The following is a 15,462-nucleotide window of genomic DNA, read 5'->3' as shown; positions in this document are numbered from 1 at the left end:
TGGCCCTGCGGCGGATGCCGGTCTAGGCCGGCATCCGCGGTTGCTCCAGGCGCTGCGGCGGCAGCTCCGCTACCTCCTCGCACAGTCCCACCAGCGCCTGCGCCCAGGCCGGGTCGTCGTTGACGCAGGGAATCAGTACCAGCTCTCGGCCGCCGGCTTCGATGAACTGTTCGCGGCCGCGATCGCCGATCTCCTCCAGCGTTTCGATGCAGTCGGCGACGAAGGCCGGGCACATCACCAATAGCCGCTTGACCCCCGCCTTGGCCAGCTCGTCCAGCCGCGCCTCGGTATAGGGCTCGATCCACTTGTCCTTGCCCAGCCGCGACTGGAAGGACACCGACCACTTGCCATCGGGAATGCCCAGGCGCTTGGCCACCAGCTCGGCGGTGCGCTGGCACTGGCTGCGGTAGCAGACGGCCAGGGCCTTGGTACTGACCTTGCTGCTGTCGGGTGCGCGCAGGTCATGGGTGCGATCCTTGACCAGCTTGCGGATGTGCCGCTCGGGCAGGCCATGGAAGGACAGCAGCAGGTGGTCGTAGGGCTCCTCGAGATAGGGCTCGACACTGGCCGCCAACGCTGCCTGGTATTCCGGGCGATCGTAGAAAGGCGGCAGGATCTTCAGTGTCAATGGCAGCTGGTGGGCTTCGATCACCCGCCGTGCCTCGACGATAGCGGTGGTGGTGGTGCTGTCGGCGAATTGCGGATAGAGCGGCGCATAGGTCACCTCGCGGATGCCCTGGCTGGCCAGGCGCTTGAGCACCGACTCCACCGAAGGCTCACCGTATCTCATGCACAGCTCGACCGGGCCATGGCGCCAGAGGGGCCGCACGGCTTCCTGCAGGCGGCGGCTGAGCACGATCAATGGCGAGCCGTCGTCCCACCAGATCGACTCATAGGCCTCGGCCGAGGCCGCTGGCCGCTTGATCAGCACCAGCGACACCAGCAGCCGGCGCAGTGGCCAGGGCAGATCGACCACGTAGGGGTCCATCAGGAACTGGTTCAGATAGCGCTTCACGTCGGGAACGTGGGGCGAGTCGGGCGAACCCAGGTTGGCGAGCAGCAGAGCGTTGGCAGTCATCGTGAATCCTTGGCAGCGAGCAGGTCGGCCAGGGCCGTGTCCAGCTCGGGATAGCGAAAGACGTATCCGTCCGCGAGCAGACGCTCGGGACGGGCGCGCTGACCACCCAGCAGCAGGATGGACAGCTCTCCCATCAGGCGCAGGGCGAAGGTGGGAATCAGCAATCGCGCCGGGCGCCGCAAGGCCCGTCCCAGCGCCTCGGTGAAGTCCCGGTTGCGCACTGGCTCGGGGGCACAGAGATTATAAGGACCTTGGGCATCGCTTCGGTTGAGAAGAAAATCGATGGCCCCGATTTGATCCTGTAAATGAATCCAGGGCATCCATTGACGTCCGCTGCCCAGGCGCGCGCCGAGCCCGAAGCGGAACGGCGGCAACAGCCGCAGCAGGAAGCCGTCGTCGGCCGCCAGTACCAGCCCGGTGCGCAGATTGACTACGCGGATACCCAGCTTCTCGGCCTCGTTGGCCACCTGCTCCCAGGCCAGGCACAGTTCACCGGCGAAATCGGGGCCGGCCACGCTGTCGGCTTCACTCACCGGCTTCTCGCCACTGTCACCATAGAAGCCGATGGCCGAGCCCGACAGCAGTACCCTGGGCTTCTGGCTGCGCCCGCGCAGCCATTCGATCAGGCGCTCGGTGGTGTCGATCCGACTCCGCCAGAGTTCGGCCTTGCGACTACGGGTCCAGGGCTTGTCGGCGATGGGCGCTCCGGCCAGGTTGACCACCGCATCCAGGTGTTCGCCGTCCAGCACCTCCAGTTGAGCGATGCCGCGTACCTCTGGCCCGCATTCGCGCGCCACGCGGGTGGGGTCGCGGCTAAGGACGGTCAGCTGGTGGCCGGCGGCGGCCCATTGGCGGCACAGCGCGCGGCCGATCAGTCCGGTGCCACCTGTCAGCAGGATATGCATGTCGTCACTTCCTTCTCGTATTGCCCTGCCGCCCGTATGCATCTAAACGAAGGGAAGAGGATTGTTTGGTATGGTCGTGGGTCGAAAGATCCAGAACGGTTGCCAGTCGTAGCCGTAGAGCCCTTGCACGCGCAAACGTTCGACAAGGGCGCATCGTCAGACAAGCGAGGTCCATCATGACTGCCCCTATCGCCATCGTTGGCGCAGGAATAGCCGGACTTGCCGCTGCTCAAACGCTGATTCGCGCCGGGCAGCAGGTCCAGATCTTCGACAAGAGCCGCGGCAGCGGCGGCCGCATGGCCAGCAAGAGAAGCGAGGCCGGCGCCCTCGACCTGGGTGCCCAGTATTTCACCGCACGCGACCGCCGCTTCATCGACGCCCTCAACGAGTGGCGGCGGGCCGGCTGCGCAGCCGAATGGAATCCGGTGCTCTACCAGTACCGCGAAGGGCGCCTGAGTCCGTCCCAGGACGAACAACCCCGCTGGGTCGGGGTACCGCGCATGAGCGCCATCACCCGTCATCTGCTGGCCGATCTGCCAGTCAGCTTCGACTGCCGCATCACCGAGGTCTTTCGCGGTGCCCAGCACTGGCACCTGCTGGATGCCAGCGGCGAGACCCACGGCCCCTTCGCCCAGGTTGTCATCGCCATGCCGGCGCCCCAGGCCACTGCCCTGCTGTCCAGCGTGCCCAAGCTGGCGGCGACCGTGGCGGGGGTGAGCATGGAGCCGACCTGGTCGGTGGCCCTGGCCTTCGCCACGCCGTTGCAGACGCCGGTGGAAGGCTGCTTCGTGCAGGGTAGCGAACTGGACTGGCTGGCACGCAATCGCTGCAAGCCCGAGCGCGACACCACCCTGGACACCTGGGTGCTGCACGCCACCAGCGCCTGGAGCAAGGCGCACCTCGATGCCTCCAAGGAGGAGGTAATCGAACGCCTGCATGGCGCCTTTGCCGAGCTGATCGGCTGCCCGCTGCCGGCCCCCAGCTTTACCCTGGCGCATCGCTGGCTCTATGCCCGACCGGCGCAGCCGCACCAGTGGGGCGCCCTGGCCGATCCCGACATGGGCGTCTTCGTCTGTGGCGACTGGTGCTCCAGCGGTCGGGTGGAAGGAGCCTGGTTGAGTGGTCATGAGGCAGCGCAGCAACTCCTGGGCAGTTTGGACTAAGCGACGAAGCGCACGCCGTTTGTAACCTGCGGCGAATCTTTTGGTGTAGGCCCCTGTCGAAAGTTGCACGAAACTTGTACAAATAGAAAAACCTTGTACAAGAAAATACACGACAGGGGATCTCCATGCCTTATACCTCTCCCTCCAGCCTGCCCCGTCCGCGCCTGGGTATCAGTGCCTGCCTGCTAGGTGACGAAGTCCGCTACAACGGTGGACACAAGGAATCCCGGCTCTGTAGCCAGACCTTCGCCGAGCACTTCGATTTCGTCCGGGTCTGCCCGGAGATGGCCATCGGCCTCGGCACCCCGCGCGAACCCATCCGTCTGGTCGGCGACTCCCAGGCGCCACGCGCCGTTGGCACGCTCGATCCGAGCCTGGACGTGACCGCCGCCCTTACTGCCTATGGCGAAAAGATGGCGGGCGAACTCGCTGACCTGTCCGGCTTCATCTTCATGCAAAAGTCACCCTCTTGCGGCATGGAGCGGGTCAAGGTCTATCACGCCAACGGCCAGGGCAGCGAAACCGACGGCCGTGGCCTGTTCGCCGCCGCCATCATGCGTCTACGACCGGACCTGCCGGTCGAAGAGGCGGGTCGCCTGAACGATCCGGTCCTGCGGGAAAACTTCGTCACCCGGGTCTTCGCCCATGCCCACTGGCTGCAGCTGGTGCAACAGGGTCTGACGGCACGGGCCCTGCTGTCCTATCATTCGCGCTACAAGTACCAGCTCATGGCCCATGATGCTCATCGCGCTCGAGCCCTTGGGCAACTGGTAGGCAGCATCGGCCAGCGTAATCTCGATGAGCTGGGCCAGGAGTATTTCAGCGGCCTGATGGCTGCACTGAAGAAGTGCGCCACCCGCGGTACCCACTGCAATGTGCTCTACCATCTCTTCGGTTACCTACGCCGCGCACTGAGTGACAGCGAGAAGCAGGAGATGCAGCAGCTGATCGAGCAATACCATGAGGGCATCGTCCCCCTGGTGGTGCCCCTGACCTTGCTCAAGCACCACTTCCGCCAGCATCCGGATCGTTATGTGAACGAGCAGGCCTATCTACAACCGCACCCTGAACGTCTGAGTCTGCGAAATGCCATCTAGCGCCACCCCCTTGCCTTCACCGCCACGCGATGAAGAACAGGACTATCAATCGGCCCTGCACGAGGGCTGGCTACCCATCCGGGAAATTGCCCGGCGGACCGGGGTCAACGCCGTGACCCTGAGAGCCTGGGAGCGGCGTTACGGCCTGCTGGTCCCCAAGCGCACACCCAAAGGGCACCGGCTGTACAGCGAGGCCCACGTGGTCCGGGTGCAGCAGATCCTGGCCTGGATCGCCCGAGGCGTGGCGGTCAGCCAGGTCAAGGGCCTGCTCGATGAGCAGCGGCCGGCGGTGGTGCCCAGTGACACGCCCTGGCAGGGCATCCACCAGGAGATGATGGACGCCACTGGCCGACTCGCCTCGCGCGCCCTGGACGAAGCCTACAATCGCGCGGCTTCCCTCTATCCACCTCGGGTACTGCTGGACCAGTTGCTATCGCCCCTGCTGCGCGAGCTGGAGCGACTCAGCCAAGCCACCGACGATGGCCGTCTGCAGCAGGTGTTCTTTCAATCCTGGCTGCGCAGCAAGCTGGGCGCGCGGATCTATCACAGCCAGCACAACCTGCGAGGGGCGCCGCTGGTGTTGCTCAATCTCGACGATACGCCGATGAACGTCTCGCTCTGGCTCTGTGCCTGGTTGATCAGCGCAGCGGACTGCCCCGTCGAACTCATCGAGTGGTCGCTTCCCGTCAGCAACCTGGATCGCCTGGTCGAACGGCTCGATCCCAGAGCGCTGGTGCTTTGCCGCGACAGTCGCCCCGACAGCGAGCTGCGTCGTCAGCTGCAGGCCTTTGCCAATCGCCACGCCCGTCCCTGCCTGACGCTGGGCGCGCTGGGTGAATCCCTTACCGCCGATGCCGCACCGGCACGCGGTCCGGGTGAGGCCTTCGATCGCCTGCAGAGTGCCGGCTTGCTGCGTCAGGAACGCTATGCATGAGCCAGCTCGTCTGGTTTCGTACCGACCTGCGTACCCATGACCATCCCGCCCTGCATGCTGCCGCTGAACAGGGACAGGTCGTCGCCGTCTTTCTGCTGAGTCCTGCCCAGTGGCAGGAACATGACGAGGCTGCGGTCAAGGTCGACTTCTGGTTGCGCAACCTCGCCAAGCTGCGCGAGACGCTCAAGACATTGGGCATCCCTCTGCTGATCCGGCGTGCGGAGCGCTGGGAGCAAGCGCCCCAGGTGCTGCTCGACCTGGCCAGGGAACAGGGTCTCGAACATCTGCATTTCAACGACGAATACGGGGTGAACGAAGCCGCCCGGGATGACGCCGTGGCTGAGGCGTTCGAGGAGGCGGGCCTTACTGCCCACCGCTATCTGGACCAGACCCTGTTCGCCCCCGGTACGGTATTGACCAAGAGCGGTGGCTATTTCAAGGTCTTCGGGCAATTCAGGAAGACGTGCCTTGCGCGCCTGGAAACGGGCTTGCCGATGCCCCTGCCGGCGCCGGACCGGCAGCAGGCCGCCACCATTCAGGCGGATGAGCTGCCCACCGGGGTCGACGGCTTCGCCGAGACATCGCCCGAGGTGCGACAGCTGTGGCCAGCGGGTGAAGAGGCGGCGCTCCAGCGGCTGGAGGCCTTCATCCGGGACGATTTGGAGGACTATCACCAGGCCCGGGACATCCCGTTCGAACCGGGTACCAGTCAGCTGTCGGCCTATCTGAATGCAGGAGTGCTAACGCCACGGCAGTGCCTGCAGGCCGCGGTCAACGCCAACGACGGCCTGCTCAGTGGCGGTCGCCAGGGTGCGGCTACCTGGATCACCGAATTGTTGTGGCGCGAATTCTATCGCCATGTCCTGGTGGGCTATCCCTGGGTTTCGCGCAACCAACCCTTCAACCGGGACCTTGCCGCCCTGCCCTGGCGTGATGACCCCGAAGGCCTCGCCGCCTGGCAACAGGGGCGCACCGGCATTCCCCTCATCGATGCGGCCATGCGTCAGCTGCTGCAGACGGGCTGGATGCACAATCGCATGCGCATGCTGACCGCCATGTTCCTCTGCAAGAATCTGCTGATCGACTGGCGCGAGGGCGAGCGCTGGTTCATGCGCCATCTCATCGATGGCGACCTGGCCTCCAACAATGGCGGCTGGCAGTGGAGCGCCTCGACGGGTACCGATTCGGTACCCTACTTCCGGGTGTTCAATCCCCATACCCAGGCCATGAAGATCGATGCACGCGGTGATTATGTGCGCACCTGGGTGCCGGAGCTGGCCGGGCTCAGGGGCAAGGCCGTGCACACCCCGGGGGAGCGCTATCTGCCACCGCTGGTGGATCTGGGCGAAAGCCGCCAACGGGCGCTAGCCAGCTACCGCGGCATGGCGCGCAAGGCGGAAACGAAAAAGCCGGACTAGGTCCGGCTTTTTTCATACCAGCTCGGAATCAGAGCGTGTGGCTGTAGAACAGCGCATAGGACTCGATGCCATCGTTGGGCTGCTTGATGCCGGCGTTGGAATAGTGAGTCGCACGGATACCGACGCGCTGGGTATCGCCGATCTTCAGACCCAGGCCGATGCGGTCTTCGAAGTTGAAGGCCGACCCCAGGTCCTGCTCGCCGACCTTGGTGCTGGAGAATACGGCGACGCCGATACCGGCCTCGACGAAGGGCTTCACATGACCCTGGCCGAACTCGTAGACGAATACCGGGGCGAAGGACAGCGAATGCTGATCTGAAGAACGGCCATTGTCGCCTTCCCAGTAGGTGTAACCGGCGTCCCAATAACCGGTCAGGCGGCCAGTGGAGCTTTCCCACCAGCTCTTGTCCCAGTTCCAGCCGGCCCCGATGCGATAGGTCATGCCGTTCTGGCTGGTTGCCCCGACCGCACCAGTGAGCTCCACGGCCTGCACCGACGCCACTCCACCCAGCGAAAGCGCGGTGGCTACTGCGAAGGAAAGCAATTTGTTCATAAGAGTGCCCTTGTGAATGTTTCTAGTTTTTTCTAACCGCCAGCATTGACCCCGAAGTCGTGAAGGGGTTCACAGGCTTCGACTTTTTACCTACAGGGCTGAATGCTAGTCGCTGAACAGGGCTTTGGCGAGTGAAAAGGATGTGGAAACGTCAGACGAACGCCTGTACCACGGCCCCTTCCGGCCACAGCGGCGGTAGCACCGCCCTCAGCTCGGCGGGGCTGCCCGAGGTCCAGAGGCGCGTCGGCCCGGCCGGCCCGCTTGCCAGACGCCCCTCCAGCAGAAGGAGACTTTGCAGACGGCGCGCCACGGCGGCACCGGTGTCCACCAGGATGACCTCTGGCGGCACCAGCTCGGCCAGCAGGGGCCGCAGGAAGGGATAGTGGGTGCAGCCCAGGATCAGGGTGTCGCACTCCGCCGCCAGCAGCGGTTCGAGAAAACCCTGCAGCAACCTTCGGGTCTCGGGGCCCAGCAGATCGCCACGCTCGACTTGCTCCACCAGCCCCGGACAGGGCTGGGTCAGGACCTGAATGCCCAGGGCGAATCTGTCCAGCAAGGCGGCGAACTTGGCGCTCTGCAACGTTCCCGTAGTCGCCAGGACGCCGACCCGACCATTGCGGGTGGCCGCCGCGGCGGGCTTTACCGCCGGCTCCATGCCGACGATGGGCCACCGGGGATAGCGCTCGCGCAGATCGGCGACCGCCGCCACGGTAGCGGTATTGCAGGCCACCACCAGCGCCTTGGCCCCTTGTTCATACAGTCGCGCCGCAATCAGCTGGCAGCGCTCACGGATAAAGGCCGGAGTCTTTTCGCCATAGGGGATATGGCCGCAATCGGCGACGTAATGCAGGGTTTCCGCCGGCAATAGCCGCCTGATCTCCGCCAGCACCGACAGGCCACCGACGCCCGAGTCGAAGACCCCGACCGGTGCCTCGTCAGCCATGACGGGCGCCGCACACCGGGCAACCCGGATCGCGCTTGACCCGCAATTCACGGAAGCGACTGCCCGCCGCGTCCACCAGCAGCAGGCGACCGATCAGGGGTTCGCCGAAGCCGGCCAGCAGCTTGAGCGCTTCGAGCGCCTGCAGACTGCCGACCAGCCCTACCACGGGCCCGAGCACCCCGGCCTCGCTGCAACTGAGTTCGGCCTCGCTGCCCTCGCCATAAAGGCAGTGGTAGCAGGGACTGTCAGCGCGGCGCGGATCGAAGACACTGAGCTGGCCTTCCAGGCGAATGGCCGCGCCGCTGACCAGCGGACGCCCCGTGGCCACGCAGGCGGCATTCACCGCCGCTCGGGTGGTGAAGTTGTCCGAGCAATCCAGCACCAGATCCACCGCCGCGATTCGAGCCGCCAGGCTGTCGGCGTCCAGCGCCTCGCGCAGCGGCACCAGGCGCACCTCGGGATTGAGCGCCGTCAGCCGTTGCAGCGCGGAATCCACCTTGGTCTGGCCGATCAGGGTTTCATCGTGCAGCACCTGACGCTGCAAATTGCTCAGGTCGACCCGATCGAAGTCGGCCAGATGCAATTCACCAACGCCGGCTGCCGCCAGATAGAGCGCCACCGGCGATCCCAGGCCGCCAAGGCCGACGATGAGCACCTTGGCTTCTTTCAGCCGCAATTGTCCGGCGATATCGACCTGGGCCAGCAGGATTTGCCGGCTGTAACGCAGCAGTTCGCCATCGCTCAGCATGGCCAGCGGCCTCCGCTGATACGCTCGTGGCCGCCCAGATCATGGCGGCTCTCGACCTCGGTGAAGTCCTGGCGGGCCAGCAATTCCCGCACCGCGCCGGCCTGCTCGAAACCGTGTTCCAGCCACAGCCAGCCACCGGGATGCAGGTGGTCGGGCGCTGCCGCAATCAGCTCGCGGATATCGTCCAGGCCATCGGCTCCAGCGACCAGGGCGCTGCGCGGCTCGAAGCGCACGTCGCCCTCGTGCAGATGGCGATCGCTGCCGGCGATATAGGGGGGGTTGCTGACGATCAGCTCGAAGCGCTGCCCGTTCAGGGCGGCGAACCAGTGACTCTGCTGAAAGGTGACATTGCCCAGGCGCAGGCGCTCGGCATTGCGCTGGGCCAGGGCCACCGCCGCCGGGATGCGATCCACGCCGCTGACCTGCCAGCGCGGCCGCTCGTGAGCCAGGGCCAGGGCGATGGCGCCGGTACCAGTGCCCAGATCCAGCACCCGCACCTCGTCGGCCAGTGGCAGTGCCAGGGCAGTCTCCACCAGCACCTCGGTGTCGGGCCGGGGAATCAGGGTGTCGGCGCTCACTTCCAGATCCAGCGACCAGAAGCCCTGCTGGCCAAGGATGTAGGCCACCGGCTCACCTTGCTGGCGCCGCTCGAGGTCGGTCCGAAAGCGCGCCAGGGCCTCGCGCGGCACCAGCTTTTCCGGCCAGGTGCGCAGGTAGCTGCGCGGCTTGTCCAGGGCGGCGGCCAGCAGCAGCTCCACGTCGAGGCGGGCGCTGGGGGAGTCCGGTAGCTGGCTTTCGCGCAACAGGGCGCCGATGGTAGCCATGGGTCAGTCCCCCAGTGCGGCCAGCTGGTCGGCCTGGTATTCCTGCAACAGCGGATCTATGACCTGCTGGACATCGCCATTGACCACCTCGCCCAGCGAATAGAGGGTCAGGTTGATGCGGTGATCGGTCACCCGGCCCTGGGGGAAGTTGTAGGTGCGAATGCGCTCGGATCTGTCACCCGATCCCACCAGCAGCCGGCGGGTGTCGGACATTTCCTTGTGCGCCGCCGCATCCTGCTGGTCGTTGAGCTTGGCCGACAGCCAGGCCATGGCCTTGGCGCGGTTCTTGTGCTGCGAGCGCTCTTCCTGGCATTCCACCACGATGCCGGTGGGCAGGTGGGTGATGCGCACGGCCGAGTCGGTCTTGTTGACGTGCTGACCGCCCGCGCCGGAGGAGCGATAGGTGTCGACCCGCAGGTCGGCCGGATTGATCTCGATGGCCTGCTGCTCGTCGGGCTCGGGCAGCACCGCCACGGTGCAGGCCGAGGTGTGGATGCGGCCCTGGGACTCGGTTTCTGGGACCCGCTGCACCCGGTGCGCACCGGACTCGAACTTGAGCTTGGCGTAGACGCTGTCGCCTTCGACCCGGGCGATGACTTCCTTGAAGCCGCCGTGCTCGCCCTCGTTCTCCGAGAGCACTTCGAGGCGCCAGCCCTGGCGTTCGGCATAGCGCGAATACATGCGGAACAGATCACCGGCAAAGATCGCCGCCTCGTCGCCACCGGTACCGGCACGGATTTCCAGGAAGACGTTGCGGCCGTCGTTGGGATCCCGCGGCAGCATCATGCGCTGCAGCTCGTCTTCCAGTTCCTGCAACCGCGCCTTGGCGCTGGTCACCTCTTCCTCGGCCATCTCGCGCAGATCCGGATCGCTGTCCTTGAGCAGCGCCTGGGCGCCCTCCAGATCGACCTGCACCTTGCGGTATTCGATGAACGCCTGGCTGACCGGCTCGAGTTCGGCGTATTCCTTGGAATAGGCACGGAACTGGGTCTGGTCGCTGATGACTTCGGCGTCGCCCAACAGCGCGGTCAGCTCCTCGAAGCGGTCCTGCAGACCGTCGAGCTTGTGCAACAGAGAGGTCTTCATGTCTTGTCCAAACCCTCGTCGAGGGCGAAGAGTTCCTGAGCCAGGGTCAGCGCGTCGACGCGCCCCTCGGCGGATAATTTCTTGAGCTGCACGCTCGGTGCGTGCATCAACTTGTTGGTGAGACTGCGTGCCAGGGCCGCCAGGGCTTCCTGGGGATCGGCGCCATTGGCCAGCTGGCGCTGGGCGCGGGCCAGCTCATCGTCGCGAATCTGCTCGCCCTGCTGACGATAGGCGCGGACCACGTCAACTGCGGCGCGCTCGCGCAGCCGCTGCATGAAGTCCTCGACCCCGGCCAGCACCAGCTTCTCGGCCGCCTGGGCGGCGCCCTGGCGACTCTTGAGATTTTCCGCCACCACCTCGTGGAGATCGTCCACCGTATAGAGGTAGACGTCTTCCAGCTCGCTCACCTCCGGCTCGATGTCGCGCGGCACGGCGATATCGACCATGAAAATGGGCTTGTGGCGACGCTGCTTGAGCGCCCGCTCCACCGCGCCCTTGCCGAGGATCGGCAACTGGCTGGCAGTGGAGCTGATGACGATGTCACTGTTGACCAGTTCGTCGGGAATGTCGGCCAGCAGCACGGTATGGGCGCCGAATTCTTCCGCCAGGTGGCTGGCGCGCTCCAGGGTCCGGTTGGCAACGACGATACGCCGCACGCCCTGTTCATGGAGGTGACGGGCGACCAGGGTGATGGTCTCGCCAGCGCCGATCAGCAGCGCCTGGCTGCGGCTGAGGTCGCTGAAGATCTGCTTGGCCAGGCTGACCGCGGCAAAGGCCACCGACACCGGGTTCTCACCGATCGCGGTGTCGGTGCGTACCGCCTTGGCGGTGTTGAAGGTGGCCTGGAACAGGCGCCCCAGCAGCGGACCGACGGTACCGGCCTCGCGGGCCACGGCATAGGCCGACTTGAGCTGACCAAGGATCTGCGGTTCGCCCAGTACCATGGAGTCCAGCCCCGCGGCCACGCGCATCATGTGCCGTACCGCGGCCTCGTCCTGGTGCAGATAGATGCTGGCGCGCAAATCTTCCAGGGGGACCCGGTGGTACTGGGCAAGCCAGGCCAGCACGGCCTCCGCCAGACTGGGCTCCAGCTCCAGATAGAGTTCGCTGCGATTGCAGGTGGAGAGAATCGCCGCTTCGCGACTGTGGGTGGCCTGCTCCAGCTGGCGCAGGGCTTCGACCGTCTGCTCCGGAGTGAAAGCCACACGTTCGCGCACCTCAACCGAGGCGGTCTTGTGATTGATGCCGAGCGCGAGAAAGGCCATGGACGCAAGCAGTCGAACGGATAGGAAAGCCGGACATTGTCCTATGGGCGCGCGGTGGCGACAACCAGCAGCGACGAGACGTCGGACAATGGGTGTCATAGCCTGGGCAAATGAATCTTGCCGGACAAAAGGCGTCAACAGCCTCGACCACCGCACTTCTCGGCCGGCCGCTGCGCATGCGCGACGCGGCCACGGCGACTCTTGTGGCATGATGGACCGACTGTAAAAAGGCCGCCCCGACCCTATGACCAGATACCTTGCGCTGCTGACGACCGCCCTGCTGCTCGCCGGCTGCCAGAACCTCGGCCGTCAGCCGACGCCCGCCGCCGCCATCCCGCCGCCCACCGCCAAGACGAGCACGCCGCAACCGGCCGGCTCCTTTCGCGAAGACACCCTCTATGACCTGCTGGTCGGCGAGCTGGCGGGGCAGCGCAACCGGTTCGACATCGCCCTGACCAACTATGTCGAGCAGGCCAAGTCGACCCAGGATCCGGGCGTCGCCGAGCGTGCCTTCCGCATCGCCGAGTACCTGGGTGCCGATACCCCGGCACTGGAAACCGCGCAGATCTGGGCCCGCAATGCCCCGGACAACCTGGACGCCCAGCGTGCCGCCGCCATCATGTTGGCCCGCGCCGGTCGCTATGACGAGTCCATGGCCTACATGGAGCGCGTGCTCCGGGGCCAGGGTGACACCCACTTCGATTTCCTTGCCCTGTCCGCGGCGGAAACCGACGAGACCACCCGCGCCGGCCTGCTCAAGAGCTTCGATCGGCTGCTGTCCAAATATCCGCATAACGGCCAGCTGCTGTTCGGCAAGGCCCTGCTGCTGCAGCAGGACGGCCGCGCTGACGAGGCGCTGAAATTGCTGGAGCGCAATCCGGCGGCCAAGCGGGAAGTGGCCCCTTTGCTCCTGCGCGCGCGCCTGCTGCAAAGCCAGGACCGCAGCGCCGAGGCCCTGCCGCTGCTCGAAGCCGGCATCCGCCAGCATCCGGAAGATCGCCGCCTGCGCCTGGCCCATGCCCGGCTGCTGGTGGAGCTGGATCGCCTGGACCAGGCCAAGCGCGAATTCGCCGAACTGGTCGCCCAGTTTCCGGACGATGACGACCTGAGATTCTCCCTGGCGCTGGTCTGCCTGGAAGCCCAGGCCTGGCGCGAAGCCCAGATCTACCTCAAGGAACTGATCGACCGCGGCAGCCATGTGGACGCCGCGCACCTCAATCTGGGGCGCAGCTACGAGGAACTCGACCAGCCCGAGCAGGCGCTGGCCGAATACACCCAGGTCGGTCCAGGCACCGATTATCTGGCCGCCCAGCAGCGCCAGACGGAAATCCTGCTCGGTAGCGGCCGCATCGCCGAGGCCCGCCAGCGCCTGGCCGAAGCCCGCAAGCGCCAGAGCGAATACGCCGTGCCGCTCTATCTGCTGGAAGTCGAAGGCCTGGCCAGTGCCGACCAGACCGCCCTCGCCGACCAGACCGTGCAGCAGGCCCTGCAGCAGTATCCCAACGACCTCAACCTGCTCTATGTCCGTTCCATGCTGGCGGAAAAGCGGGGTGATCTCGGGCAGCTGGAAAGCGACCTGCGCTACATCATCGCCCACAACCCCGACAACGCCATGGCCCTCAATGCCCTCGGCTACACCCTGGCCGATCGCACGCCCCGGTTGGCCGAAGCGCGCCAGCTGATCGACAAGGCGCATCAGTTGAGCCCGGACGACCCGGCTATCCTCGACAGCATGGGCTGGATCCGCTATCGCCAGGGCCAGCTGGCCGATGCCGAACGCTATCTGCGGCAGGCCTACGAACGCTTCCCCGACGCGGAAGTGGCCGCCCACCTGGGCGAGGTGCTCTGGGCCCAGGGCAAGCACAGCGAAGCGCGCAAGGTCTGGCGCGTGGGCCTCGACGCCGACGCCGATGACGCCATCCTGCGCAACACCCTCAAACGCCTGACTGGAAGCGAAACCCTCCGATGATCCGCGCGCGTACCCTCTTCACCCTGCTCCTGCTCGCCCTGCTGGCCGGCTGCGCCAGCACCTCCCACCAGGAGGCCGTGGAAGGCCAGGGCAACGCCGCCCAATGGCAGGCTCATAAAAAACGTATCTCCGCCCTCGATGGCTGGCAGATCGACGGCAAGGTCGGCATCCGCGCCCCGCGCGACTCCGGCAGCGGCACCCTGTTCTGGCTGCAGCGCCAGGACTACTACGACATCCGCCTGGCCGGCCCCCTGGGTCGCGGCGCCACCCGCCTCACCGGTCGTCCGGGCGCCGTCACGCTCGACGTCTCAGGTCAGGGCAGCTATCAGGCCGACTCCCCCGAGGCCCTGCTGGAACAACAGCTCGGCTGGCGCCTGCCGGTCTCGCACCTGCTCTGGTGGGTGCGTGGCCTGCCGGCCCCGGACAGCCGCAGCCAGCTCACCCTGGACGCCGACAGCCACCTGGCGCGCCTGGTGCAGGACGGCTGGACCGTCGAATACACCCGTTACACCGAGCAGAACGGCTACACCCTGCCCGAGCGCCTCAAGCTCACCGGCAAGGATCTGGAAGTCATCCTGGTGGTGAAGAACTGGCAGCCGCGCGAGCTGGGCAAATGACCGTGGCGCCCGCCTTCACCCTGCCGGCGCCTGCCAAGCTCAATCTGTTCCTGCATATCCTCGGCCGCCGTCCGGATGGTTATCACGAATTGCAGACGCTGTTTCAGTTTCTCGACTGGGGCGACGACCTGGGCTTTGCCGGACGCGATGACGGCGAATTGCAGTTGCATGACGGCCTGCCGGGTGTCGCCCCGGAACAGAATCTCATCCTGCGCGCGGCTCGCCTGCTGCAGGAAGAAAGCGGTACCCGCCAGGGCGCCGACCTCTGGCTGACCAAGCGCCTGCCCATGGGCGGCGGCATCGGTGGCGGCAGCTCGGATGCCGCCACTACCCTGCTCGGCCTGAATCACCTCTGGGGCCTGGACGCCAGTCTCGATGACTTGGCCGCTCTGGGGCTGCGCCTGGGCGCCGACGTGCCGGTATTCGTCCGTGGCCAGGCCGCCTTCGCCGAGGGCGTGGGTGAAAAGCTCACCCCCGTCGCGCCGCCGGAACCCTGGTATCTCGTAGCGGTACCGCAAGTCTCTGTAAGTACAGCAGAAATTTTTTCAGATCCGCTGTTGACACGGGACACTCCCGCCATTAAAGTTTGCGCCGTTCTCAAGTGGTCAGGTCGAAACGACTGCCAGAGTACGGTCGAAAGGCGTTACCCAGAAATTCGTAACGCTTTGATCTTGCTAAACAAATTTGTTTCAGCTAGATTAACCGGCACTGGAGGTTGCATATTTGGAAGCTTTCCAAATAAGACCGAAGCTGATACAGTAGCTAGCCAGCTACCAGCATCACTTCCAGGCTTCGTAGCCAAAGGCAGCAACACATCAATGTTGCACCGGGCGCTGGCAAGCCTGACCAGAGAATGAGTACA

At 65.6% G+C, this 15,462-nt stretch carries 15 protein-coding genes; 7 read left to right on the top strand and 8 right to left on the bottom strand.

The features are described from left to right. Nucleotides 1-22: 22 nt before the first annotated feature. Together PJ259_RS18990 and PJ259_RS18985 are read right to left on the bottom strand one after the other, a co-directional pair. Nucleotides 23-1,078: a ferrochelatase gene (locus tag PJ259_RS18990; RefSeq protein ID WP_271653815.1), complete on the bottom strand. Its 1,056-nt coding sequence runs from the start codon at nt 1,076-1,078 to the stop codon at nt 23-25. Next, entirely contained in the window at nt 1,075-1,983 is a 909-nt protein-coding gene (locus tag PJ259_RS18985; RefSeq protein WP_271653814.1) for a TIGR01777 family oxidoreductase, read from the bottom strand. Before PJ259_RS18985 ends, PJ259_RS18990 begins: the two co-directional genes overlap by 4 nt. A 65-nt stretch (nt 1,984-2,048) precedes the next feature. On the opposite strand from PJ259_RS18985, the gene PJ259_RS18980 reads away from it, so the two are divergent. The 4 genes from PJ259_RS18980 to PJ259_RS18965 all read left to right on the top strand — a co-directional run bounded on the left by PJ259_RS18980 (nt 2,049) and on the right by PJ259_RS18965 (nt 6,595). Continuing rightward, nucleotides 2,049-3,146: an NAD(P)/FAD-dependent oxidoreductase gene (locus PJ259_RS18980; protein WP_271653813.1), complete on the top strand. Its 1,098-nt coding sequence runs from the start codon at nt 2,049-2,051 to the stop codon at nt 3,144-3,146. A 125-nt stretch (nt 3,147-3,271) separates the two neighbouring features. Continuing rightward, on the top strand, nt 3,272-4,243 hold the full coding sequence (locus PJ259_RS18975) for a YbgA family protein (protein ID WP_271653812.1): 972 nt from the start codon (nt 3,272-3,274) through the stop codon (nt 4,241-4,243). Next, the gene (locus tag PJ259_RS18970) at nt 4,233-5,177 is read left to right on the top strand and encodes a MerR family transcriptional regulator (protein ID WP_237140564.1); all 945 of its coding nucleotides are present in this window, start codon (nt 4,233-4,235) and stop codon (nt 5,175-5,177) included. Before PJ259_RS18975 ends, PJ259_RS18970 begins: the two co-directional genes overlap by 11 nt. Next, entirely contained in the window at nt 5,174-6,595 is a 1,422-nt protein-coding gene (locus tag PJ259_RS18965) for a cryptochrome/photolyase family protein (protein ID WP_271653811.1), read from the top strand. Before PJ259_RS18970 ends, PJ259_RS18965 begins: the two co-directional genes overlap by 4 nt. A 28-nt stretch (nt 6,596-6,623) precedes the next feature. Here the strand turns inward: PJ259_RS18965 and PJ259_RS18960 are convergent, their stop codons facing one another. The 6 genes from PJ259_RS18960 to hemA all read right to left on the bottom strand — a co-directional run bounded on the left by PJ259_RS18960 (nt 6,624) and on the right by hemA (nt 12,014). Beyond that, the gene (locus tag PJ259_RS18960; protein ID WP_059313454.1) at nt 6,624-7,148 is read right to left on the bottom strand and encodes an acyloxyacyl hydrolase; all 525 of its coding nucleotides are present in this window, start codon (nt 7,146-7,148) and stop codon (nt 6,624-6,626) included. Nucleotides 7,149-7,299: 151 nt separating this feature from the next. Continuing rightward, nucleotides 7,300-8,091, bottom strand: a complete 792-nt coding sequence (murI, locus tag PJ259_RS18955; RefSeq protein ID WP_059313453.1) for a glutamate racemase — start codon at nt 8,089-8,091, stop codon at nt 7,300-7,302. After that, complete coding sequence (locus PJ259_RS18950) at nt 8,084-8,839, bottom strand: molybdopterin-synthase adenylyltransferase MoeB (protein ID WP_059313452.1); 756 nt, start codon at nt 8,837-8,839, stop codon at nt 8,084-8,086. The genes murI and PJ259_RS18950 overlap by 8 nt, the downstream gene beginning before the upstream one ends. Then, nucleotides 8,833-9,663, bottom strand: coding sequence for a peptide chain release factor N(5)-glutamine methyltransferase (gene prmC / locus PJ259_RS18945; RefSeq protein WP_271653810.1), 831 nt, complete (start codon nt 9,661-9,663; stop codon nt 8,833-8,835). The genes PJ259_RS18950 and prmC overlap by 7 nt, the downstream gene beginning before the upstream one ends. 3 nt (nt 9,664-9,666) lie before the next feature. Further along, entirely contained in the window at nt 9,667-10,749 is a 1,083-nt protein-coding gene (gene prfA, locus PJ259_RS18940; RefSeq protein WP_271653809.1) for a peptide chain release factor 1, read from the bottom strand. After that, a complete protein-coding gene (hemA, locus tag PJ259_RS18935) occupies nt 10,746-12,014 on the bottom strand; it encodes a glutamyl-tRNA reductase (protein ID WP_059313449.1) in 1,269 nt (422 codons plus the stop codon). The genes prfA and hemA overlap by 4 nt, the downstream gene beginning before the upstream one ends. 244 nt (nt 12,015-12,258) lie before the next feature. Here hemA and PJ259_RS18930 point away from each other — a divergent pair, with 244 nt between their 5' ends. The 3 genes from PJ259_RS18930 to ispE are packed head-to-tail and all read left to right on the top strand — an operon-like array spanning nt 12,259 to nt 15,457. Then, the gene (locus PJ259_RS18930) at nt 12,259-13,983 is read left to right on the top strand and encodes a tetratricopeptide repeat protein (RefSeq protein ID WP_271653808.1); all 1,725 of its coding nucleotides are present in this window, start codon (nt 12,259-12,261) and stop codon (nt 13,981-13,983) included. Then, nucleotides 13,980-14,600 (top strand): lipoprotein insertase outer membrane protein LolB, encoded by a 621-nt coding sequence (gene lolB / locus PJ259_RS18925; protein WP_059313447.1) that lies wholly within the window; start codon nt 13,980-13,982, stop codon nt 14,598-14,600. The genes PJ259_RS18930 and lolB overlap by 4 nt, the downstream gene beginning before the upstream one ends. Further along, nucleotides 14,597-15,457: a 4-(cytidine 5'-diphospho)-2-C-methyl-D-erythritol kinase gene (gene ispE, locus PJ259_RS18920; RefSeq protein ID WP_442964860.1), complete on the top strand. Its 861-nt coding sequence runs from the start codon at nt 14,597-14,599 to the stop codon at nt 15,455-15,457. Before lolB ends, ispE begins: the two co-directional genes overlap by 4 nt. Nucleotides 15,458-15,462 lie beyond the last annotated feature (5 nt).

The sequence above is a fragment of the Pseudomonas sp. JBR1 genome (assembly GCF_028198185.1).
In the GTDB taxonomy this organism is placed as follows: Bacteria; Pseudomonadota; Gammaproteobacteria; order Pseudomonadales; family Pseudomonadaceae; genus Chryseomonas; species Chryseomonas oryzihabitans_E.
Note: the sequence above shows the minus strand (reverse complement) of the source record. Positions and strands in the feature narration are given on the sequence as shown.